This window comes from Mycobacterium sp. IS-836, from assembly GCF_001954275.1.
Lineage (GTDB): Bacteria > Actinomycetota > Actinomycetes > Mycobacteriales > Mycobacteriaceae > Mycobacterium.
Map to the genome: position 1 here is coordinate 58,809 of NZ_MBEU01000072.1, position 20,887 is coordinate 79,695.

Consider the following 20,887-nt stretch of genomic DNA (forward strand, 5'->3'; position numbering starts at 1 on the left):
CTCTGGAGCTGGGCTCTGGGCGGTGATCACGGACTGGGATACTCACAGGATGACCGAGGAGCCGCAGCCCAACGCCGATGTGGCCGGCGAGCAGGCCCCCGCACCGGGGCCGGTTCCCCGGCCGGCGAAACCGCGGCTGCTGCAGGACGGGCGCGACATGTTCTGGTCGCTGGCACCGCTGGTGCTGGGGTGCATCGTGCTGGCGGGCTTGGTGGGGATGTGTTCCTTCCAGCCGGGCGGGACGAACAAGGGAACGGTCCCGTCCTACGACGCGGCGACGGCATTGCGGGCGGATGCGCAGGCGCTCGGCTTCCCGATTCGGCTGCCGCAGTTGCCCGCCGGCTGGCAACCCAACTCCGGTAGCCGCGGCGGTATCCAGGGCGGGCGAACCGACCCGTCGACGGGTCAGCGGCTGAACGCGGCGACATCGACCGTGGGATATCTGAGCCCGACCGGAATGTACTTGTCCCTGACCCAGAGCAACGCCGACGAAGACAAGCTGGTCGGCTCGATCCACTCGAGCGCGTACCCCACCGGGGCGGTCGACGTCGCCGGCACCCACTGGGTCGTGTACCAGGGCGCCGGGCAAAGCGGCGCGGACGCCGAGCCGGTGTGGACCACCCGGCTTACCGGTCCGGGCGGCGCCACGCAGGTCGCCATCACGGGTGCCGGAAGCACCGACCAGTTTCGTACGCTGGCCGCGGCGACCCAATCCCAGCCGCCCCTGCCAACCCGATAGGAGGGACCCGCGTGACCGCACCCGAAGCCGACCTGTCCGGCTGGTCCGTTTCACCGTTCACCGGCGGCGGCTACACCCACGACGTCTACCGCAAGGGCGCCGGACCGGGAGTGGTGCTGATTCCCGAGATACCCGGCATCCATCCCGGGGTGCTGGCCCTGGGTAACCACCTGGTGGACAACGGGTTCACCGTCGCTATGCCGTCGCTCTTCGGTGAGCCGGGCAGGGCCGCGACGGCCGGCTACACGGCCGCGACCATCGCACGCGCCTGTGTCGCAAAGGAATTCGCGGCCTTCGCGACCAACAAGCCCCGACCGGTGTCACTGTTCCTGCGCGCGCTGGCCCGTGACCTCAACGCGTCGACGCCGGGCAAGGGCGTCGGCGTGATCGGCCAGTGCTTCACCGGCGGCTTCGCGCTGGCCGCCGCGGTCGACGACAGCGTGCTGGCCCCGGTGCTTTCCCAGCCGTCCGTCCCGCTGCCGTTGGGCCGGGCGCAGCGCCGCGACACCGGGTTGAGCGAACCGGAGATGGCCACCATCGCCGATCGCTGCGCCAACGATGGCCTGTGCGCGATGGGTCTGCGGTTCAGCGAGGACAGGATCGTGCCACGGGAACGGTTCGCGGCGATCAAGGAACGCCTCGGCGACGCGTTCGAGATCATCGAGATCGACTCCCGCCCGGGCAACGAGGGCGGTTTCAGCAAGATGGCCCATTCGGTGCTGACCGACGAGGTCCGTGAGGTCGACGGCCAGCCCGCCTACGAGGCGCGCAAGCGGGTGGTCGAGTTCCTCACCGCCCGGCTCAGCTAGGGGCCGCATGGTGATCGACGAGCGTGTGGTCGAAACCACCTATGGCCCGGTTCGGGGCGCCGACGCCGGAGGCGCCAGGGCGTGGAAGGGCATCCGCTACGCCGCGCCGCCCGTCGGTGACCTGCGCTTCCGGGTGCCGGAGCCCCCGCAGCGATGGGCCGAGGTCGCCGACGCCACCTCCTACGGGCCCGCCTGCCCGCAGCCGTCGTTCCCCAACATGCCGCTGGACCTGGGGGCACCGCAAAACGAAGACTGCTTGAGCCTGAACGTCTGGGCGTCGGAAGACACCGCACCCGGCGACGGAAAACCGGTGATGGTGTGGCTGCATGGCGGGGCCTACGTCCTGGGGTCCGGCAGCCAGGCACTCTACGACGGTCGCAGGTTGGTCAGCGGCGGCGAGGTCGTCGTGGTGACGGTCAACTATCGGCTCGGGGCGCTGGGCTTCCTCGACCTTTCGTCGTTCAGTACCGCGCGGCGGCGCTTCGACTCGAACATCGGCCTGCACGACGTCCTTGCCGCGCTGCGTTGGGTACGCGACAACATCGCGGCATTCGGCGGCGATCCGCGGCGGGTCACGCTGTTCGGCGAATCCGCGGGCGCCGGGATCGTGACCACTCTGCTCGCCACCCCGGCGGCCCAGGACCTGTTCACCGCCGCCATCGCGCAAAGCTCGCCGGCCACATCGGTTTACGACCGCGACCGGGCTCGTCAGGTCGCGGTGAGCATGCTTGACAAGCTGAGAATCGCGCCGTCGGACGTGGACCGGTTGCCCGCCGTGCCGACCTCCGCGATGCTGGCCGCATCGCAGCAGGTGTTCGACGAAGTGCCCGCGCGCAACCCGGGCACGCTCGCATTCGTCCCGATCGTCGACGGTGATCTGCTGCACGACTACCCAGTGAAGGCGGCGCAGGAGGGCCGCTCGCACCCGGTCCCGTTGATCATCGGCACCAACAAGCATGAGGCGGCGCTGTTTCGGTTGCTGCGCTCGTCGCTGATGCCGATCACGCCGCGCGCGATCACGTCGATGTTCACCCAGATCGCCGCCGAGCAGCCCGACCTGCAGTTGCCCACTTCAGAGCAGATCGGGTCGGCGTATTCGCAATTCCGGCGGGGTAAGGCAAGGTCCTTGAGTATCGCCACCGACGTCGGCTTCCGAATGCCGACGGTGTGGCTCGCCGAGGGGCACAGCAAGGTGGCGCCGGTGTATCTGTACCGGTTCGACTACGCGACGCCGTTGCTAAAGCTGCTGTTGGTCAGCGCCGCCCATGCCACCGAATTGCCTTACGTATGGGGCAATCTCGGGGCGCCGAAGGATCCCACCTTGAAACTCGGCGGCGCCAAGACCGCCAGGGCGGTCTCGAAACGGGTACGTACCCGGTGGATCAACTTCGCCGCGGACGGCAAGCCCGCGGGCCCTGCCGGCGAGCCAGAGTGGACGGCATACAGGGAAAGTGATCGCGCCTGCCTGATCATCGACAAGGTCGATACCGTTACCAGCGATCCCGATGCGTCCATCCGCGCCGCTTGGGGCAGCGAGATGGTGGGTTTCCGGTAGCGCAGCCCGCGCGGGCCGGTGCTTACCCCGTCGCCTTGGCGGCCAGGGCCTCGCTCTTCATCTGACGGAACAGGTCCACGTAGTAGGGCAGGCATTCCGACAGCGCCTTCTCGGTGGTGAACAGGGGCTCGTAACCCAGGTCGCGCCGCGCCTTGTCGGTGGAGAAGTAGTTGTCCAAATACAACCGCTCGACGGCCAGCGGCTCCAGCAGCGGCGCCGGCATCCCGAATCGGAAATGCATTCGCTGCCAACCGGTCATCGCCGCGCGCACCATCGGACCGTTGACCCGGATTCGCGGCCAGTTTTGGCCGCACGCCTCGACGACCGGGCGCGCGAACTCGAACATGTTGATCGGCTCGGCGTCGTTGATGAAGTACGCCTGACCGGGCGCGGTCCCGCCGGGCACCAGGTGCTGGGCGGCGAGGATGAAACCGTGAATCAGGTTGTGCACGTACGAGTTATCGAGCCGCGCCGACTTGCGGCCGATCAGCACCTTGACGTGGCCGGCGATCACGCTCTCGAACAGCTTGCGGAACATCGTCTGATCGCCGCGGCCCCAGATGCCGCTGGGCCGGATCGCACACGTCAGCATGTCGCCAATGCCGTTCTGCGACAACACGAACCGCTCGGCGACCACCTTGGTCTCGGTGTACAGGTCGTTGAACCTGCTGGTGTAGGGCAGCGTCTCGTCGCCGCCGGAGATGTTCTGGCCGCCCATCACGACACTGTTGGACGACGTGTAGACGAAGCGCTTCACCCCTGCCGACTGCCCGGCGTGCACGAGGTTCTCGGTACCGCCGACGTTGACCGCGAAGCTGCGCTGCCGGTATTCGTCGGTGACCGACGCGCCACCCATCAACTCGATGATCGCCGCGGTGTGGAACACCGTGTCGACACCGTCCACGGCCGCGGCGCACACGGCCGTGTCGGTGATGTCGCCCTGCAGCACCTCCAACTGCGGATGCGGTGGCAGCGGCGACGGGGCGCGATCGAAGGAACGCACCTGGTACCCGCGGTCGAGCAAGGTGCTCACCAGGTTTGCGCCGACAAACCCGGAGCCGCCGGTGACCAGGACTCGGCCGAGTTCGGTGGTCAGTGATGCATCACCCATGCCGCGAAGCATAACTGAAACGTGTTCCAGTTTGGGAAAAATTTTGAAGCAGGTTTCGCCGAAGCGCCGCGCTCAGGCTTCCTCCGCCTGCCCGGCAGCGAGCGCATCCTCGACTCGCTTCCGCGCGCCAGCTAAGTGCTCCTCGCACCTTTTCGCCAGCTGTTCGCCCCGTTCCCATAGTTTCAGCGACGAATCAAGATCCAGCCCGCCCTGCTCGAGCAGCCGCACGACTTCGATCAGCTCGTCCCGGCAAGCTTCATAGCCAAGCTGACTAATAGGCGTAATCGGTCGGGCCCCGCCGCCGTCGGTCGAGCCGTCGTCCAAGCCGTCTTCCTCAACCATCGGCCAGCCCTTCACTCACCGCCGTTACGGCGCCGTCGGAAACCCGCACCCGCAGGCGGGTTCCCGCGGGCGCGTCTTGGACCGACCGCAGCACTTCCGCCGGCACCCCGCCCGCCGGGACCGTCTGCACCACGGCGTATCCGCGGGCCAGGGTGGCCGCCGGGCCCAGCGTGGCCAGTCGCGCGGCCAGGTGGCCCACGCGGTCGGTCTCGGCGGAGATCAGCCGGGTGATGTCGCGGCGAACCGCCGAGCGCGCGCGGTGAACCTCTTCGGCGCGCGCCGTCAGGGCGGTCAGCGGCTCGGCCAGCACCGGGCGGCTGCGCAGCTGCGCCAGCGCGCGTTGTTCGCGCGATACCCAATTGCGTAGCGCCTGCGCGCTGCGCCGCCGCAGGTCGTCGACCAGCCGTTGCTCCGCGGCGGTGTCCGGGACCACCCGCTTCGCGGCGTCGGTGGGCGTGGCGGCGCGTAGGTCGGCGACCAGATCGCAGAGCGGATTGTCGGGTTCGTGGCCGACGGCGCTGATCACCGGTGTCCGGCAGGCGGCGATCGCTCGGCACAGCGTCTCGTCGGAAAACGGCAGCAGGTCCTCGACACTGCCGCCGCCGCGGGCCAGCACGATCACGTCGACTTCACGGTCGCGATCGAGCTCGCGGAGCGCGTCGACGATCTGCGCGACCGCGTTGGGACCCTGGACGGCGGTGTTGCGCACCGCGAAACGCACTCCGGGCCAACGCGCGCTCGCCACCGTCGTCACGTCGTGCTCGGCGGCGCTGGCCCGCCCGGTGATCAATCCGATCATGTTGGGCAGGAAGGGAATTGGTCGCTTGAGCCGCGGATCGAAGAGCCCTTCGGCGTCCAGCAGGCGGCGCAGTCTTTCGATGCGCGCCAGCAGCTCGCCGACACCAACGGCGCGAATCGCGCTGAGCCGCAACGAAAAAGTGCCGCGCCCGGTGTAGAACGACGGCTTGCCGCACACCACCACCTGGGTACCCTCGGCCAATTTGACCGGCGCACCCAGTACTAGGTCGCGTGGGCACGTCACGGTCAGGGACATGTCGGCCGCCGGATCGCGCAGCACCATGAACACCGTCTTGGAGTCATTGCGCATGTTGATCTGGGCCAGTTGCCCTTCGACCCATACGGTGCCAAGCCTGTCGATCCAGCCCGCGACGCGGATCGCCACGGCGCGCACCGGGAAGGGGTTCTCCGCGGAGTTCGGCTCCGAATTCGCCGCTCGGGTCACTTCGCGTTCGCGCGGGTGATCCTGTTGGCGAGCAGCGTCTGGAACGGTGCCCGGGCCTTGGTGGCCTGCTCGTAGGCCAGCAGCGCTTCGAGTTCGTCGACGGCCAGCGATTGCAGCCTGGCGCGCAGCTGGGCCAGCGTCAGCGCTGGATAGTCGAGTTCCGCCGCGACCGCCGGTGCCGGAACTCCGGTGTCGGCCGCCGCCGACTTCGTCGATATTCGCGCGGGTTTCATCGGCGGATCAGCGGCCTCGGGCGCGTCGGTCACCGAGTACAGGGCGAACCGCCCCTCGGCCCGTCGATCGCCGTTGCCGCCTTCCGGCTGCATGGGGGGAGCACCGTTCTCGCCGCCGTCACCCAAATCCTCGTCGAACGTCGCCCACTCCGGATTTTCGTCCTTGGGCGGAAAGATGGATTCCAGGGTGCTGTCGCCCTTGATCACCAGCTCGGCCAGGTTCTGCTGGAAGCGCATCACCAGGTGCGCCGCCTGGCTGGCTAGCGTCATCGGGTACATCAGAATCGACTTCGGCAGCTTCATCGTCTCCTCGACGGCGACTGTCGCCGCGCCGACCAGTAGCCGAACTCCATACGGTGCAGTAGCCATGGGTCCAAGCCTGCCAGCACCTGCGGATAACTCCAAGCCCGCCCGCGCGGGCCGGACTATGTGCCCCGTGGCGCGGCGGCCCGTACCCTGAATGTCATGCCGCCGACTGTCGATGTGGGGATTCCCGGCGCTGTGAAGTCGGGGACGCCGGTCGCCGACCCCACCCGTAAGCGCGTGCTCCTGGCGGAGCCGCGTGGCTACTGCGCCGGGGTGGATCGGGCCGTCGAGACGGTGGAGCGCGCCCTGAAGAAGCACGGCGCCCCGGTCTACGTGCGCCACGAGATCGTGCACAACCGCCACGTGGTCGACACCCTGGTCAAGGCCGGTGCGGTTTTCGTCCAGGAGACCGACGAGGTTCCCGAGGGCGCCATCGTGGTGTTCTCCGCTCACGGCGTCGCGCCGACGGTCTATGCCGCGGCCGCCGAACGTAACCTGCACACCATCGACGCCACCTGCCCGCTGGTGACCAAGGTGCACAACGAGGCCAGGCGGTTCGCGCGTGATGACTACGACATCTTGCTGATCGGCCACGAGGGTCATGAGGAGGTCATCGGCACCGCCGGGGAGGCGCCCGAACACGTGCAGCTGGTCGACGGGGTCGGCTCGGTCGACAATGTCACGGTCCGCGACGAAAACAAGGTGGTCTGGCTGTCGCAGACCACTCTGTCGGTCGACGAGACCATTGAGATCGTCGAGCGGCTGCGGCGTCGTTTCCCGAAGCTGCAGGACCCGCCGAGCGACGACATCTGTTACGCGACCCAGAACCGGCAGGTCGCGGTCAAGGCGATGGCGCCCGAATGTGAGCTGGTGATCGTCGTCGGGTCCCGCAACTCGTCGAATTCGGTGCGGCTGGTCGAAGTCGCCTTGGGTGGGGGCGCCGCCGCCGCTCACCTGGTCGATTGGGCCGACGATATCGACCCGACGTGGTTGGAGGGCGTGACGACGGTGGGGGTCACCTCCGGCGCGTCAGTCCCCGAGGTTCTGGTGCGTGGCGTGCTGGAACGGCTCGCCGACTACGGCTATGACGTGGTGCAGCCGGTGACGACCGCCCAGGAGACCTTGGTGTTCGCCCTGCCCCGCGAGATCCGGTCGGGTCGCTAGACGTCGTATTCCCAGGAGTCGGCCGGCGGCCGCCCCTGAGACCGGCCGTGCGCCCGTGACCGACCCCGTCGTTCGGGGCGGGGCTCGACTCTCGGCTCGTCGCGGGACTGATCGAGCGGAGCTTCCCCGCGGTAGCGCACGCGCGAGATCGGGTGGTGCGTCGGATTGGTGCCGTTCGATCCGCCGCCGGCGCCGCGACGCCGCGGTGCCTCGTAGGAGGGGTCGTAGGGCTCGTACCGGCCGAAACGCTCGGACGGACCGGGCGGCTCGTACCTGTCGTAATCGTCGAACCGACTGGTGCGGGGTGCCGGCCGTTCGTATGGATTGCGGCGCGTCCGCGGATCCCGACGGCTTTCCCGCGGCGGGGCGGGCACGTCTGGCTCACCATCGGGCCTGGGACGGCGGCGCGACCGGCGCGGCGGGTCGGCAGGGTCGAAGTCGCGGGGCGGGGCCGGGCGCCGACGCCGGGGACGATCCGCCGCCGGCTCGTCCTGGTCTTCCGGGAAAGGCCGGCGGGATCGCGTTCGGGTCGAACGGGTGGCGGAACGATCGCCGCGCGCTGCCCGGCCGGACTTCGGCGCCGCGTCCCGGGTGCTCGCGCGGGCTCGCCTTGGGCGGGCGGAGGCGGCCTCGTCGGCATCGCCGTCCTCCGAACCGAGGCCCAGGTACGAGTTGAGTTTCGCGCTGACGCCGCCAAAGAAAGGTTTTCGTTCGGAGGCGCTGGCACTGTCGTCGGTTTTGTTGGTCGCCAACGTCTTTCGGTTAGACGTGCCGGAATACCACCTGACCAGTCCGATCAGCAGAACGGCCCCCGCCGTGCCCAGCATCAGCGGGAACCGCTCGATCAGCGGATACCCGCAGTTGATCAGCAGGTCTTTCAGGTGACCGATTTTGCGTCCGTGGAATAGCCAGTAAGCCCCGGGTACGGCGCAGAAAAGTATCAGCGGCGGCTGGATGATCGCGGTGAAAAGGCCTTCCTGGCGCACGGCCAGCACCGCTGCCAGGCAGCCGGCGATATAGAGGCCGGCGAAGACGTGTGTCAGCTCCTTGTGTCCCGATCCCGCGTCGATGGCATACCCGATGGCGGCGCCGGTGACAGCGATGACCAGCGCTGCCCACCACGGCACACCTGGGATATTGGGGTGGATCGAGCGGTGGGTAGGTTCCACAGCCGATTTGGCCCGCTCTGCTGACACATGTAGACCGTACCGGCAATGGGACGAAACGCCCGTAAAGACCTTGTTGCGGCGGTGGGCGTGCCATGTCGTTCGGGCAGGAACGATCCACCGCGGCCGGCCCCCGCCGCTGAGCCCTAGACTTGGTTCCCCGTGAGCCTGAGCCTGGGAATCGTCGGCTTGCCCAACGTCGGCAAGTCGACGCTGTTCAACGCCCTGACCCGGAACAACGTGGTGGCGGCGAACTACCCGTTCGCGACGATCGAACCGAACGAGGGCGTCGTCTCGCTGCCGGATCCGCGGCTGGCCAAGCTCGCGGAGCTCTTCAATTCCGAGCGCATCGTCCCGGCGCCCGTGACGTTCGTCGACATCGCCGGCTTGGTCAAGGGGGCCTCCGAGGGGGCGGGCCTGGGTAATAAGTTCCTGGCGCATATCCGCGAATGCGATGCGATCTGCCAGGTGGTCCGGGTGTTCTCCGACGAGGACGTCACACACGTGGCCGGAGACGTCGATCCCCAATCCGATATCGAGGTCGTCGAGACCGAGCTGATCCTGGCCGATCTGCAGACGCTGGAACGCGCTCTGGGCCGGCTGGAGAAGGAGGCCCGCACCAACAAGGAGCGCAAGCCGGTTTACGACGCAGCGCTCGCCGCCCAGCAGGTGCTGGACAGCGGGAAGACGCTGTTCGCCGCGGGGGTCGATACTTCGGTGCTGCGTGAGCTGAACCTGTTGACCACCAAGCCGTTCCTCTATGTCTTCAATGCCGACGAGGCGGTGCTCACCGACGCCGCGCGGGTCGCCGAACTGCGTCAGCTCATCGCGCCCGCGGACGCCGTGTTCCTCGACGCCGCCATCGAAGCGGAATTGACCGAGCTCGACGACGAGTCGGCCGCCGAGCTCCTGGAATCGATCGGGCAGACCGAACGCGGTCTGGATGCGTTGGCTCGGGCGGGTTTTCACACGCTGAAGCTGCAGACCTTTTTGACCGCCGGCCCCAAGGAGGCGCGGGCCTGGACCATCCACCAGGGCGATACCGCGCCGAAGGCGGCGGGGGTGATCCACACCGACTTCGAGAAGGGCTTCATCAAGGCCGAGATCGTGTCGTATGACGACCTGATCGCCGCCGGATCGATGGCGGCGGCGAAGGCCGCCGGCAAGGTGCGGATGGAAGGCAAGGACTACGTGATGGCCGACGGCGACGTGGTGGAGTTTCGTTTCAACGTGTAGTCAGCAGTCGGGTTCGGACCCTCGCGTTTACGCCGCCTCAACGGGTGACGTCGGCGACGGCGACGGGGCACCACCGGGGCCCCTGGGGGCCGGGCTGGGGATAGCGGGAGGAGTGAGCGAGCCGAACTGGGGACAGTAGGCCTGGATCGCAGCTCCCGTGAAGTAGGCGGCATTGAGGGGTGGCCAGTTGGTGGCGTTGGTGACCCTGGTGACCAGATCCGCGTTGCTGGTGTTGGGGTTATCGCTGAGGGTGGCGCACACGACGGTTTTCGCGACCTGGATGGCTCGCTCGGGTGCGCCGTAATCCATGCCGGAGGTGCTGAGGTTGGTGATGAATGCGTCGTCGGTGGCGTCGGCATGGGCGGGCACGGCCAACCCCACGGAAAGGACCATCAACGCTATGGCTCTCACGACCATGGCATCCCCCTGGTTGTTCCGCGGTGCCCCGTGACCAGCGAATTCGCGACGAGATTCCATCGCAGCTTAACTAACGCCCGTCGCCGCCGCGCGTCTTGCGGCGCCGACGCCGGGCGCGCCGGCTTGTCAGACCGGGTGCCTAGCATGCCTCACGCAAGCGCTATCGCCGTGCGGCACCGCCGCGGCCCCAGGGAGGTTACGTGAAGTTCATTTCGACCCGCATCATCACGGGCGACGTCGATCGGCTCGTGGCTTTCTACGAGATGGTCACCAACGTTTCCGCCGTCTGGGGCAACGAGCTGTTCGCCGAGATTCCGACGTCGATCGGAACGCTGGCGATCGGCAGCGACAAGACCGTGCCACTCTTTGGGGACGGATCCGCTGAGCCGGCGGCCAACCGGAGCGCGATCCTGGAGTTCATCGTCGAGGACGTGGATGCCGAGTACGAGCGACTTCGCGAACGTGTGGGCGAGGTCGTGACCGAGCCGACGACCATGCCGTGGGGTAACCGCGCGCTGTTGTTCCGCGACCCGGATGGAAACCTCGTCAACCTGTTCACCCCGGTCACGGAGGAGGCCCGTGCCAAGTTTGGCGTCTGACGATGCCACGCGGAGCCTTTCCTGCGTCGCAGCGTTAAGGTGAAGCGTGGTCGCCGATGGCCATATCGACATGGCCGAGGAGCATGAACGCCGGGCTGCCGCGCTGGATGAGCGCGAGAAGGCTCTCGAGCGGCGCGAGGCTGAGGCCGCAAGACGCGAATGGATCGCTGGCAAGAGAGATCGGATCGCTAATCAGCGGGACCGCATCGCGGATGAGCGCGAGCAGCTCGCCGACGAACGCGAGCAGCGCGCGGACGAACGCGAGGGCACGGCGGCGAAACGTGAACGGGAGCGGCTGCAACGCATCACCGAAGGGGTGGAGCGCAGCCAAGCCCGAGCCAGGCGTGAGCAGGCAGACATCTCGCGTGAGATGGCGGACACCGAGCGGGATTACGACCACCCCTAAGGCTGTCGACCGCGCCCGCCTCGTCAGTCGTATCCGTAAATATACTTTTGTGTAATAAATTTGCTGGATATGCGGTCCAAGCCATTTTTTAGCTTACACGTGATGCCTGCCACAAATTTTGTCTTGCTAAGTATCTCGTTGCTAATGTCCCTGGCCATGTTTGTTCTCGCTACGTTGATGTCGCTCATCAACCAGGTTTCCGGGACGCCGTATATTCCGGGCGGAGATTCTCCGGCCGGGACCGACTGTTCCGGTCTTGCTTCCTGGGTTGCCAATGCGGCGACTGACAGGCCGGTTTTTGGAAGTCGTTTTAACACCGGAAATGAAGAATCCGCTTTATTGGCACGGGGCTTCCAATATGGAACCGCCCCGAACGCCTTGGTGATCGGATGGAACGGTGGCCACACCGCGGTCACCTTGCCGGACGGGACCCCCGTATCCAGCGGTGAGCGCGGCGGCGTGCGCATCGGCGGGGCGGGTGCCTACCAGGCCGGTTTTACGCATCACATGTTCCTGCCGATGCCACCGGACGCAGAGATGCTCGCGCCTCCGCCCCCGGACGCACCGCCTCCGCCCCCGGACGCTCCGCCTCCGCCTCCGGACGCACCGCCACCGCCGGACGCACCCCCGCCGCCGGACGCACCGCCCGTTTTGATCGGCATTGTGGATCCCGCGCCGCCGCCTCCGCCGGCGCCCGATTTGCCGCCGGCCGGCGATCCAGGAATTGTGAATTGACCAAAAAACGGATCGCGCGCATGTCGGTTAATGCGGCGGACCGATGCGCAACATTGGTCACATTGCTCGCATTGCGAGCCTGGGAAAAGTGAAATAGGTCCGAACCACGACGGTTTGTGTGCTACATCACTATCCCGGATGCGCAATTGTCACAGCACCACCAATACAAAATCCGCCCGGGCGTCGATGACGATGCCCGGGCGGATTTTGCTGTGCGGGCCGACTGAGAACAAAACTCTATTGGCAGCGACCGTCGGCACGGGCGGCACGTATCCTGACGCTGCGGGCCCACGAGAGTTCCGAGCGGAGGCGGGAGCGGCCATGATCTTCATCGTCGTGAAGTTCGAAACAAAGCCCGAGTGGACCGACCGCTGGCCGGAACTGGTCGCCGCGTTCACGGCGGCCACCCGAGCCGAAGAGGGCAACCTGTGGTTCGAGTGGTCACGCAGCCTCGACAACCCGGCCGAGTACGTCCTGGTCGAAGCCTTCCGCGATGCCGACGCCGGCGGCGCACACGTCAACAGCGATCATTTCCAGCGTGCGATGCGCGAGTTGCCGCAGGCGCTGAAGTCCACGCCCAAGATCATCAGCCAGACGATCGACGCGACGGGCTGGTCGAAGATGGGGGAGATGTCGGTCGACTGACCGATCTAGCCGGGCTGTCCGACGGAGATTGCGATCTCCTCGCCCAGCTGGTTGCCCGGCGCCAGCGGGAGAGTGTCGCCGCTCCAGAACGAGCCCGGGTCGAACGAATGCGCATCCTTGTCCGTGACCAGCAAGCCCATCTCCTCGTAGTTGATCGCCACGGTCTCCGCGCAGTATGCCGTCTCCAGGCTCATCTTGCGCGCTTCCCTACGACGCTGTGTCTGCTCGCGAATCTTCTTATCCACCACCGGAATTCCTCTTACCCAGTCGTTGATGGTCGGCAGCCGACCGCGGAACCACCGGCCGGTCAGCCGGGCGGTGGTCGGGAATGGGGTGCCGTCCATGCGTGCGATGACCCGCAGCAGTTTGTCTTCCTGTTCGCGGCTGGCATAGGGCGTCAGCTGTCGTAGCCAGCACCGCTGCTGGTAGCGATCGGTCCACTGCAGCACGGCCTGACGTAGATCGTGAAGCTGCACGCCGCGATGGTTGCTGCCGGTCCACATGTCGGTGAGCTTGTCGCCCAGCTCGGCGTGCCAGATCAGCGGCGGCAGATCGTCGATGGCTACCGTCATGCCGACGTGGTTCACCGGGGCGTTCGTCAACGTCTGAATGGCGCGATCGGGCCGCGAGCGCCCGCGGAACAACCACAGGTCACCCGTCCGGGTCTCGTTGAGTGCCTGGTCCAGGGTCAGCATGTAATCCCGCCGTCATCGGTCATCGGTGCGCGCCTTTCGGGTTCGCATGCGATCTGGGAGTCGTGACGCCAATGTTTGTGGGCCGCATGTAGATTGCCAGGCCTCCTTTCGGCGAGCGCGAACGCGATCACGCGGCCTATGCAGCCGCCCGCTCCGGTGATCACGGCGGTTTTGTCGCGAAGGGTGTCCATGGCCGTAATAGCCTGTCAACTATGCGCAACATTTGGAAGTGGATCGGCCTGGCCGGCGTCGCCGGCGTCGTCGCCGGCGGTGCGCTGGTGGTGCGCGATCAACGTAAACGGCGGGCCTACACGGCCGACGAGATCCGGGCCAGGTTGCATCAGAGGCTGGCCGACTCCAACCCGGAGGGTTTTCAATCCGAATCGCGTTCGGTCTGAACGCTGAATAAGCGGTAGCTGCCGGAAAAGCCCTTCAGCTCAACCTCGCTGCCCTCGTCGAAGGTGATGTCGTCGCAATCCCTCAGGGCGTGGCGCACCGGTTCGCTCACCAGGATCTGGCCACCGACCGCGTGCGCGGCGACCCGTGCCGCCATCGCCACGTTGCGCCCGAACAGATCGTCGCCGCGGCGCACCGAGCGGCCCATGTGGATGCCGATGCGCACCCGAATTTCCTCGTGCCGCTTACGCTTTGCGTCCCGATGTAGTGCGTCCTGAAGATCTATCCCGCACCGAACCGCCTGCTCGGCCCGGGAAAAGGCGATCATGAATCCGTCGCCCTGGCTCTTCACCACGTGTCCCGAACGCCGTTGCACGAGATCCTGAACCAGCTTGTCGTGCGAACTGATCAGCTTGACCCACGCGCGATCGCCGATGCGTTCGTTGAGCGCGGTGGACTCCTCGATGTCGGAGAACAAGATCACCACGCGGCCGTCCGGCGTGACCCGGGCCAGGTCGGGCCGCTCGACCTCGGCCCAGTCGGCAAGGTCCTCGATCGAACTGCGCACGGCGGCGCCGAAACCCTCCTTGCGCATCAGGTTGGCGGTGTTCCAGACGCGTTTGACGGCCTCGCGACCGCCCGACAGCAGCTGAGTGCGGGCGTCGACTCGCTGTCGAAGGTCGTCGACCTCCCGCCGGCTGCGGGCCAGCAGTTGCCACAGCACCGCGAGCGCGACGGCTTCGACGGCCGCAATCCCGCCCAGCGCGTAGACCGCGATATGCAGCGCATCACCCACGCCAGGAATCCTGCCAAACTCCGCGATCGGTTGTCGGGCCTACCGGCACTGTCTAGGGTTGAGCCCGGACGGCCCCGGGTAGTGCATCTCAAGCGAGCCGATAGGTGACTTTTGGGAGGTTCGGTCTTGGCCGACGACGGAGGTGGTTCGTCAAACCTGCTGGTGATCTTCGGAATTACCGGCGATCTGGCCCGCAAGATGACGTTCCGGGCGTTGTATCGGCTCGAGGCCCGCAAGCTACTGGATTGCCCGATCCTGGGCGTGGCGAGCGACGATATGCCCGTGGAGAAGTTGATCGAGCGGGCGCGCGAATCGATCGGCGACACCGGCGAGAAGATCGACGACGCGGTGTTCGACCGGCTGGCGGGTCGGCTGGATTACCTGCACGGCGACGTCACCGACAGCGCGCTCTACGGCCGCCTGGCCGACATGATCGGCTCGGACTATCGCCCGCTGTACTACTTGGAAATGCCGCCGTCCCTGTTCGCGCCGATCGTGGAGAACCTCGCGAAAGTCGGGCTGCTGGAGCGGGCGCGGGTCGCGGTGGAAAAGCCGTTCGGCCACGACCTGGCCTCCGCCCGCGAGCTCAACGCGCGGCTGCGTGCGGTCCTCGACGAGGACCAGATCCTTCGGGTAGACCACTTCCTGGGCAAGCAACCCGTCCTCGAACTCGAGTGCCTGCGCTTCGGCAACCACGCATTGGCCGAATTATGGGACCGGCGCAGCGTTTCCGAAATCCACATCACCATGGCCGAAAACTTCGACGTCGAGACCCGCGGCAAGTTCTACGACGCGGTAGGCGCCCTGCGCGACGTCGTGCAGAACCACCTGCTCCAAGTGCTGGCGCTGGCGGCGATGGATCCGCCGGTCGGCTCCAGCGCCGACGACCTCAACGACAAGAAGGCCGAGGTTTTCCGCGCGATGCCGGCCCTATCGCCCGACCATTGCGTGCGCGGCCAATATCGCGGCTACACCGACGTCCCGGAAGTGCCGAAGGATTCCCAGACTGAGACCTTCGTGGCGCTGCGCACGGAGATCGACAACTGGCGCTGGGCCGGGGTGCCGATCTTCCTGCGGACCGGCAAGGCGCTGCCGGAGAAGGTCACCGAGGTGCGGTTGTTTCTGCGCCGTGTCCCGGCGCTGGCCTTCCTGCCCGACTGCCGACCCGCGGAGCCCAACCAGATCGTGCTGCGCATCGACCCCGACCCGGGGATGCGTGTCCAGATCTCCGCGCAGGTGGGCGATAGATGGCGCGACATTCACCTGGACTCGTTGTTCGCCGAGGACCTGGGTGAACCGGAGCGACCCTACGAGCGGCTCTTTCAAGCCGCGCTGACCGGCGATCGGCAGCTCTTCGCCCGCATAGACAGCATCGAAGAGACGTGGCGCATCGTGCAGCCCCTGCTGGACAACCCGTCCGAAATCCACCCGTATGACCGCGGTTCGTGGGGGCCCGACGCCGCGCGGTCGCTGTTGCATGGGCACCACGCTTGGCAGGAGCCGTGGATGCCGCGAAGCACGTCCCCAGCACAGTAAGGAGACCCAGGCAAATGCAGCTAGGCATGATCGGACTTGGCCGGATGGGCGCCAACATCGTGCGCCGCGTGGCCAAGGACGGACACGAATGTGTGGTGTACGACCACAATCCCGACGCGGTCAAGGCGATGGCCGGTGAAGAGCGCACCACCGGGGTGAGCTCGCTGGCGGATCTGCGCGACAAACTCGACGCGCCACGCGTCGTCTGGGTGATGGTTCCCGCGGGCACCATCACCACGTCAGTGATCGAGGAGCTGGCCACCACGCTCGAGCCGGGCGACACCGTGATCGACGGCGGGAACTCGTACTACCGAGACGATATCCGTCATGCGAAGACGTTGTCGGACAACGGTATTCACCTGTTGGACTGCGGTACCAGCGGCGGGGTGTGGGGCCGGGAGCGCGGCTACTGCCTGATGATCGGCGGGGACGACGAGGCGTTCGCCCGTGCCGAGCCGATCTTCGCCAGCGTCGCACCTGGCGTGGACGCGGCACCGCGTACGCCGGGCCGCGACGGTGAGGTCGCGCAATCGGAGCAGGGCTACTTGCATTGCGGTCCGTCCGGCGCGGGGCACTTCGTCAAGATGGTGCACAACGGGATCGAGTACGGGATGATGGCCTCACTCGCGGAGGGGCTGAACATCCTGCGCAACGCCGACATCGGGAAGCACGTGCAGGAGGGCGACGCCGAAACGGCGCCACTGTCGAACCCCGAGTTCTATCAGTTCAACTTCGACATCCCCGAGGTCGCCGAGGTGTGGCGCCGGGGCAGCGTCATCGGTTCCTGGCTGCTGGACCTGACCGCCATCGCGCTGCACGAATCGCCTGAGCTGAAGGAGTTTTCGGGACGGGTCTCCGACTCCGGCGAAGGCCGGTGGACCGCCATCGCCGCGATCGACGAGGGTGTCCCCGCGCCGGTGCTAACTACCGCGCTGCAGGCCCGCTTCGCCTCGCGCAGCCTGGACGATTTCGCCAACAAGGCGCTCTCGGCGATGCGCAAGCAGTTCGGCGGTCACGCGGAGAAGCCCGCTAACTAACACGCTCGACGAAAGTCACGACGGCTTCGCTGAAGGCGTCGTTGTCGTCGCCGGCCGCGGTGTGCCCCGCGTTCGACAGTTCGACGAACTCCGCATTGGGCACGGTCGCCAGGAAATGCTTGACGCCCTCGGGGCTGACAACGTCCGAGAGCTTTCCGCGTATCAACAAAACCGGGATTGTCAGTCCCCTGGCCGCCTGCTCGAAGTTCTCGGTGCGTAGCTCGGGGTCGTCGCCGGGCTTGGTCATGAAGGCCGGGTCCCAATGCCAGTACCAGCGTCCGTCACGCAGCCGCAGGTTCTTTTTCAGCCCCTCGGGGCTGCGTGGCTTCTCCCGGTAGGGCAGGTAGGCGGCAACGGCGTCGGCGGCCTGTTCGAGCGATTCGAATCCGTCGAGGCCGCTGAACATGAAATCGCGGATGCGGGCGCTGCCGCCTTTCTCGAATCGCGGTACCACGTCGACGAGGACCAGTCTGGTCACCCGCGCGGGGCCGGCCCGATGGGCGGCAAGGATGCCGGTCAGCCCGCCCATGCTCGCCCCGATTATCGCCACCGGCCGGCCAATGGCATCCAGGACGCGCATCACGTCCGCGGTCAGCGTCTCGACGTCGTAGTCGGCGTCGGGCGCGCGATCGCTGTCACCATGGCCTCGGGAGTCCAGCGCCACGACGTGAAACCCGTCGTCGGCCAGGATTTGGCCCGTGTTTTTCCAGGAAAACCGGTTCTGTCCACCGCCGTGCAGCATCAGGATCGTTGGCCGGTCGGTGGCGCCGCGGTTCCATTCGTCGGCGACCAGAGTGATCCCGCCGGCACCGGAAAATTCGACCGTCGTGGGGCTGCTGCTAACGGCGCTCATTGGCGTCCTCTCGGTAGGTCGTCCTCCGACGTTACCTAGGTTGTCTATTCACCCCCTACCGGGCCCCGCCGCCGATGAGTTTCTGACGCCGTCGGGGTCAATCAACTACACACCCTGCTCTAAGAAGAAGGAGGCGGCATGCCATCGATCACGCCCTCGCTCTGGTTCGACCACAACCTCGAGGACGCGGCCAAGTTCTACACCTCGGTGTTCCCCAACTCGCACATCGAGAGCTTCAACCGCACCACCGACGCCGGACCTGGCGAGCCGGGCACGGTCCTGTCGGGCAGCTTCGTGCTGGACGGCACCCGATTCATCGGGATCAACGGCGGCCCGATGTTCTCGTTCAGCGAGGCGGTGTCGTTCACGATCCATTGCAAGGACCAGGACGAGGTCGACTACTACTGGGATCGGTTGAGCGACGGGGGTGAGGAATCGCAGTGCGGATGGCTGAAGGACCGCTTCGGCCTGAGTTGGCAGATCGTTCCCGACCGACTCTTCGAATTGATCGGCCACCCGGATCGTGTCCGCGCGGCGGCCGCTACCCAGGCGATGTATGGGATGCGCAAGATCGTGATCGCCGACCTGGAGAGGGCAGCGGAGCTCATCCCGTAGGCCGCCCGATCGCCCACCCATCGTCGAGTCGCTCCCGTCTTATATCCGCACGGGTTACGTTGGTCCGTGCGGACGCGCCGAACAGGGAGTCAAGATGGGTGAACCAGGCTGGATCGACGTGCCCGGCCCCGGCGGTGATCTGAAGGCGCTGACCTGGGGTCCGAGCGACGGCCCGATCGCGCTGTGTCTGCATGGCTTCCCCGACACCGCTTACGGATGGCGCAAGATGGCGCCCCGGTTGGCCGAGTCCGGTTGGCGAGTCGTCGCGCCGTTCATGCGGGGGTACGCCCCGTCCGCGATCCCGGCCGACGGCAGTTTTCACGTGGGTGCGTTGATGGACGATGCCCTCCGCGTCCGCGCGGCGGCCGGCGGCACCGAGCGCGATGTGGTGATCGGGCACGACTGGGGCGCGATGGCGGCCACCGGTCTGGCCGCGATGCCCGACAGCCCGTTCGTCAAGGCGGTGATCATGTCGGTCCCGGTGTCCGCGGCATTCCGCCCGCTGGGCCGGGTGACCGAGCGCGGCCGCCTGGCCCGCCTGCTATCACGTCAGCTGCTGCGCAGCTGGTACATCTTCTACTTCCAATTGCCTTGGCTGCCAGAGCGTTCCGCGTCCTGGGTGTTACCGCTGCTGTGGCGGCGGTGGTCGCCCGGCTATCACGCGGACGAGGATCTGCGCCACGTCGACGCCGCGATCGGGACCGCCGAGAGCTGGCGCGCGGCGCTGGGACCATACCGGGCGCTGCGAAACACCCGAGCACCGCAGCGGTACGCCGAGTTGAACCGGCTCTGGACCGAGGCACCCATCCTGCCGAGTTTGTATCTCCATGGCCGCGACGACGGTTGCATGACATCGGCTTTCACGCACTGGACGGAAAAGGCGCTCCCCGCCGGCAGCGAGGCGGCCATCGTCGAGCACGCCGGTCACTTTCTGCAGCTGGAACAGCCCGACAAAGTCGCCGACTCAGTGCTCGCGTTTATCGGCCCATCCGGCTGAAGCCGTGTCGGCGCACCGCATGGCGGCCGTCGATGCCCAGTTCTATTGGATGTCGGCCAAACTGCCCAACGATCAGTTCCTGCTCTACGCATTCGACGGTGCGCCGGCCGATCTCGGGCATGCCGTCGAAGAGCTGCGCCGTCGTGCTGCTGCCTGCGCGGAGCTGCGGATGAGGGTTGAGGATGGCAGCCGAATGACGTACCCGCAGTGGGTGCCGGCGGCCGTCGGACCGGAGCGGGTGGTTTGTCACGACTTGGCCGACCAAAGCTGGCGCGGCTGCCTGGCGGCCGTCGTCGCGCTCGCCGAACACCAGCTCGACATCCGCCGGATGCCCTGGCGGATGGACGTCTTCACGCCGGTGCGCGGGATTCCGGGCGTCGCCGGACCGGGCTCCGTCGCGGTCATGCAGGTCGCGCACGCGCTGGGCGACGGCGCCCGCGCCTCGGCGATGGCGGCCTGGTTGTTCGGCCGGTCGGCGCCGGTGCCCGGGGTGACACGGCCGCGGGCGGGTTTTCTGCCGTGGCGGGCGGTCGACGCGGCCCGCACCCATCGGCGGCTGGTCCGCGATACCCGGGCCGGACTCGTGGCGCCGGGGGTCGGCTCCCGGCCGCCGCTGCCCACCAATGAACGCCCTGACGGCGTCCGCTCGGTGCGCACGCTGGTGCGCCACCGCTCGCAGGTGCCCGGGCCGACCGTCACGGTCGGGGTGCTGGCGGCGGTTTCCACGGCGCTATCCGCGTTCCTGGGCGACACCGCCGAGTCGCTGGGGGCCGAGGTGCCGATGGCTAAACCCGGTGTGCCGCATGCCCATAACCATTTCAGTAACGTCGTTGTCGGGCTGTATCCCGATCTTGACCCGAACGCGCGCATCGAGCGGATCGCGGCCGACCTGGCCAACGGCCGGCGTCGCATGGAGCACCCGGCCACGCGCTCCGCCGACCGGGCGTTCGCGGCGGTGCCCGCTCCACTGCTGCGCTGGGGCATTTCGCAATTCGACGCCGACGCCAGGCCGACGCGGGTGGCTGGCAACACGGTGGTGTCCAGCGTCAATCGCGGCCCCGTGGATCTGAGTTTCGGGGGTGCGCCGGTGGTGTTGACGGCCGGCTATCCGGCGCTGTCGCCGGCGATGAGCCTGACGCACGGCGTGCACGGCATCGGCGATACCGTCGCGATCAGCGTGCACGCCGCGGAGTCGGCCTTTCGGCAGGGGGCCGGCGTCGACGCCTACCTGCAACTGCTCGACGCGGCGCTGTGAG

24 protein-coding genes are annotated in these 20,887 nt (G+C 67.2%); 15 read left to right on the forward strand and 9 right to left on the reverse strand.

The genetic code is table 11. From position 1 onward, the window contains the following. Positions 1 to 49 precede the first annotated feature (49 nt). From A5747_RS20405 to A5747_RS20415, 3 genes are read left to right on the forward strand one after another with little or no spacing between them, the layout of a single operon-like run. On the forward strand, positions 50 to 739 hold the full coding sequence (locus A5747_RS20405) for a DUF4245 domain-containing protein (RefSeq protein WP_076127646.1): 690 nt from the start codon (positions 50 to 52) through the stop codon (positions 737 to 739). Positions 740 to 750: 11 nt separating this feature from the next. Further along, positions 751 to 1,548 carry a dienelactone hydrolase family protein gene (locus A5747_RS20410; protein ID WP_076127649.1) on the forward strand — a complete coding sequence of 266 codons (798 nt, stop codon included), beginning with the start codon at positions 751 to 753 and terminating at the stop codon, positions 1,546 to 1,548. Positions 1,549 to 1,555: 7 nt separating this feature from the next. Continuing rightward, complete coding sequence (locus A5747_RS20415; protein WP_076127650.1) at positions 1,556 to 3,103, forward strand: carboxylesterase/lipase family protein; 1,548 nt, start codon at positions 1,556 to 1,558, stop codon at positions 3,101 to 3,103. A gap of 22 nt (positions 3,104 to 3,125) precedes the next feature. Here A5747_RS20415 and A5747_RS20420 read toward each other — a convergent pair whose 3' ends face one another. The 4 genes from A5747_RS20420 to A5747_RS20435 are packed head-to-tail and all read right to left on the reverse strand — an operon-like array spanning position 3,126 to position 6,401. Beyond that, complete coding sequence (locus A5747_RS20420) at positions 3,126 to 4,226, reverse strand: NAD-dependent epimerase/dehydratase family protein (protein WP_076127652.1); 1,101 nt, start codon at positions 4,224 to 4,226, stop codon at positions 3,126 to 3,128. Positions 4,227 to 4,286: 60 nt separating this feature from the next. Continuing rightward, complete coding sequence (locus tag A5747_RS20425) at positions 4,287 to 4,556, reverse strand: exodeoxyribonuclease VII small subunit (protein WP_076127655.1); 270 nt, start codon at positions 4,554 to 4,556, stop codon at positions 4,287 to 4,289. Then, on the reverse strand, positions 4,549 to 5,799 hold the full coding sequence (gene xseA / locus A5747_RS20430) for an exodeoxyribonuclease VII large subunit (RefSeq protein WP_076127657.1): 1,251 nt from the start codon (positions 5,797 to 5,799) through the stop codon (positions 4,549 to 4,551). Before xseA ends, A5747_RS20425 begins: the two co-directional genes overlap by 8 nt. After that, complete coding sequence (locus A5747_RS20435; protein WP_076127659.1) at positions 5,796 to 6,401, reverse strand: lipid droplet-associated protein; 606 nt, start codon at positions 6,399 to 6,401, stop codon at positions 5,796 to 5,798. The genes xseA and A5747_RS20435 overlap by 4 nt, the downstream gene beginning before the upstream one ends. A gap of 96 nt (positions 6,402 to 6,497) precedes the next feature. On the opposite strand from A5747_RS20435, the gene A5747_RS20440 reads away from it, so the two are divergent. Further along, on the forward strand, positions 6,498 to 7,502 hold the full coding sequence (locus A5747_RS20440) for a 4-hydroxy-3-methylbut-2-enyl diphosphate reductase (RefSeq protein ID WP_076127661.1): 1,005 nt from the start codon (positions 6,498 to 6,500) through the stop codon (positions 7,500 to 7,502). On the opposite strand, the gene A5747_RS20445 is transcribed toward A5747_RS20440, so the two are convergent. Further along, a complete protein-coding gene (locus A5747_RS20445; RefSeq protein ID WP_198938229.1) occupies positions 7,499 to 8,698 on the reverse strand; it encodes a DUF6542 domain-containing protein in 1,200 nt (399 codons plus the stop codon). The two genes, A5747_RS20440 and A5747_RS20445, sit on opposite strands and share 4 nt — an antisense overlap. Before the next feature lie 132 nt (positions 8,699 to 8,830). Here A5747_RS20445 and ychF point away from each other — a divergent pair, with 132 nt between their 5' ends. Beyond that, positions 8,831 to 9,904 (forward strand): redox-regulated ATPase YchF, encoded by a 1,074-nt coding sequence (gene ychF, locus A5747_RS20450; RefSeq protein WP_076127665.1) that lies wholly within the window; start codon positions 8,831 to 8,833, stop codon positions 9,902 to 9,904. A gap of 27 nt (positions 9,905 to 9,931) precedes the next feature. Here the strand turns inward: ychF and A5747_RS20455 are convergent, their stop codons facing one another. Continuing rightward, on the reverse strand, positions 9,932 to 10,321 hold the full coding sequence (locus A5747_RS20455) for a DUF732 domain-containing protein (protein WP_076127667.1): 390 nt from the start codon (positions 10,319 to 10,321) through the stop codon (positions 9,932 to 9,934). A gap of 200 nt (positions 10,322 to 10,521) precedes the next feature. On the opposite strand from A5747_RS20455, the gene A5747_RS20460 reads away from it, so the two are divergent. The 4 genes from A5747_RS20460 (at position 10,522) to A5747_RS20475 (ending at position 12,706) form a co-directional block, all read left to right on the forward strand. Beyond that, positions 10,522 to 10,920: a VOC family protein gene (locus A5747_RS20460; RefSeq protein ID WP_076127669.1), complete on the forward strand. Its 399-nt coding sequence runs from the start codon at positions 10,522 to 10,524 to the stop codon at positions 10,918 to 10,920. Between the two features lie 70 nt (positions 10,921 to 10,990). Beyond that, positions 10,991 to 11,326, forward strand: a complete 336-nt coding sequence (locus A5747_RS20465; RefSeq protein WP_142245668.1) for a hypothetical protein — start codon at positions 10,991 to 10,993, stop codon at positions 11,324 to 11,326. Between the two features lie 156 nt (positions 11,327 to 11,482). Further along, positions 11,483 to 12,061 carry a glycoside hydrolase gene (locus A5747_RS20470; protein WP_076127901.1) on the forward strand — a complete coding sequence of 193 codons (579 nt, stop codon included), beginning with the start codon at positions 11,483 to 11,485 and terminating at the stop codon, positions 12,059 to 12,061. Between the two features lie 321 nt (positions 12,062 to 12,382). After that, entirely contained in the window at positions 12,383 to 12,706 is a 324-nt protein-coding gene (locus tag A5747_RS20475; protein WP_076127673.1) for a putative quinol monooxygenase, read from the forward strand. A gap of 5 nt (positions 12,707 to 12,711) precedes the next feature. On the opposite strand, the gene A5747_RS20480 is transcribed toward A5747_RS20475, so the two are convergent. Continuing rightward, positions 12,712 to 13,401, reverse strand: coding sequence for a guanylate cyclase (locus A5747_RS20480; RefSeq protein ID WP_076127675.1), 690 nt, complete (start codon positions 13,399 to 13,401; stop codon positions 12,712 to 12,714). Between the two features lie 212 nt (positions 13,402 to 13,613). Here A5747_RS20480 and A5747_RS20485 point away from each other — a divergent pair, with 212 nt between their 5' ends. Next, the gene (locus tag A5747_RS20485) at positions 13,614 to 13,799 is read left to right on the forward strand and encodes a hypothetical protein (protein WP_076127677.1); all 186 of its coding nucleotides are present in this window, start codon (positions 13,614 to 13,616) and stop codon (positions 13,797 to 13,799) included. Here the strand turns inward: A5747_RS20485 and A5747_RS20490 are convergent. Continuing rightward, complete coding sequence (locus tag A5747_RS20490; RefSeq protein ID WP_076127680.1) at positions 13,775 to 14,602, reverse strand: adenylate/guanylate cyclase domain-containing protein; 828 nt, start codon at positions 14,600 to 14,602, stop codon at positions 13,775 to 13,777. The genes A5747_RS20485 and A5747_RS20490 overlap by 25 nt on opposite strands. A 117-nt stretch (positions 14,603 to 14,719) precedes the next feature. On the opposite strand from A5747_RS20490, the gene A5747_RS20495 reads away from it, so the two are divergent. Together A5747_RS20495 and gnd are read left to right on the forward strand one after the other, a co-directional pair. After that, on the forward strand, positions 14,720 to 16,129 hold the full coding sequence (locus A5747_RS20495) for a glucose-6-phosphate dehydrogenase (protein ID WP_076127682.1): 1,410 nt from the start codon (positions 14,720 to 14,722) through the stop codon (positions 16,127 to 16,129). Positions 16,130 to 16,143: 14 nt separating this feature from the next. Then, positions 16,144 to 17,166, forward strand: coding sequence for a phosphogluconate dehydrogenase (NAD(+)-dependent, decarboxylating) (gnd, locus tag A5747_RS20500; RefSeq protein ID WP_076127684.1), 1,023 nt, complete (start codon positions 16,144 to 16,146; stop codon positions 17,164 to 17,166). Here the strand turns inward: gnd and A5747_RS20505 are convergent. After that, complete coding sequence (locus A5747_RS20505; protein ID WP_076127686.1) at positions 17,159 to 18,019, reverse strand: alpha/beta fold hydrolase; 861 nt, start codon at positions 18,017 to 18,019, stop codon at positions 17,159 to 17,161. The two genes, gnd and A5747_RS20505, sit on opposite strands and share 8 nt — an antisense overlap. Positions 18,020 to 18,157: 138 nt before the next feature. Here A5747_RS20505 and A5747_RS20510 point away from each other — a divergent pair, with 138 nt between their 5' ends. From A5747_RS20510 to A5747_RS20520, 3 genes are all read left to right on the forward strand, one after another. Next, positions 18,158 to 18,634 carry a VOC family protein gene (locus A5747_RS20510; protein WP_076127688.1) on the forward strand — a complete coding sequence of 159 codons (477 nt, stop codon included), beginning with the start codon at positions 18,158 to 18,160 and terminating at the stop codon, positions 18,632 to 18,634. Between the two features lie 94 nt (positions 18,635 to 18,728). After that, complete coding sequence (locus A5747_RS20515; protein ID WP_076127690.1) at positions 18,729 to 19,631, forward strand: alpha/beta fold hydrolase; 903 nt, start codon at positions 18,729 to 18,731, stop codon at positions 19,629 to 19,631. 4 nt (positions 19,632 to 19,635) lie between these two features. Next, positions 19,636 to 20,886, forward strand: a complete 1,251-nt coding sequence (locus A5747_RS20520) for a WS/DGAT domain-containing protein (RefSeq protein ID WP_076127692.1) — start codon at positions 19,636 to 19,638, stop codon at positions 20,884 to 20,886. Position 20,887 lies beyond the last annotated feature (1 nt).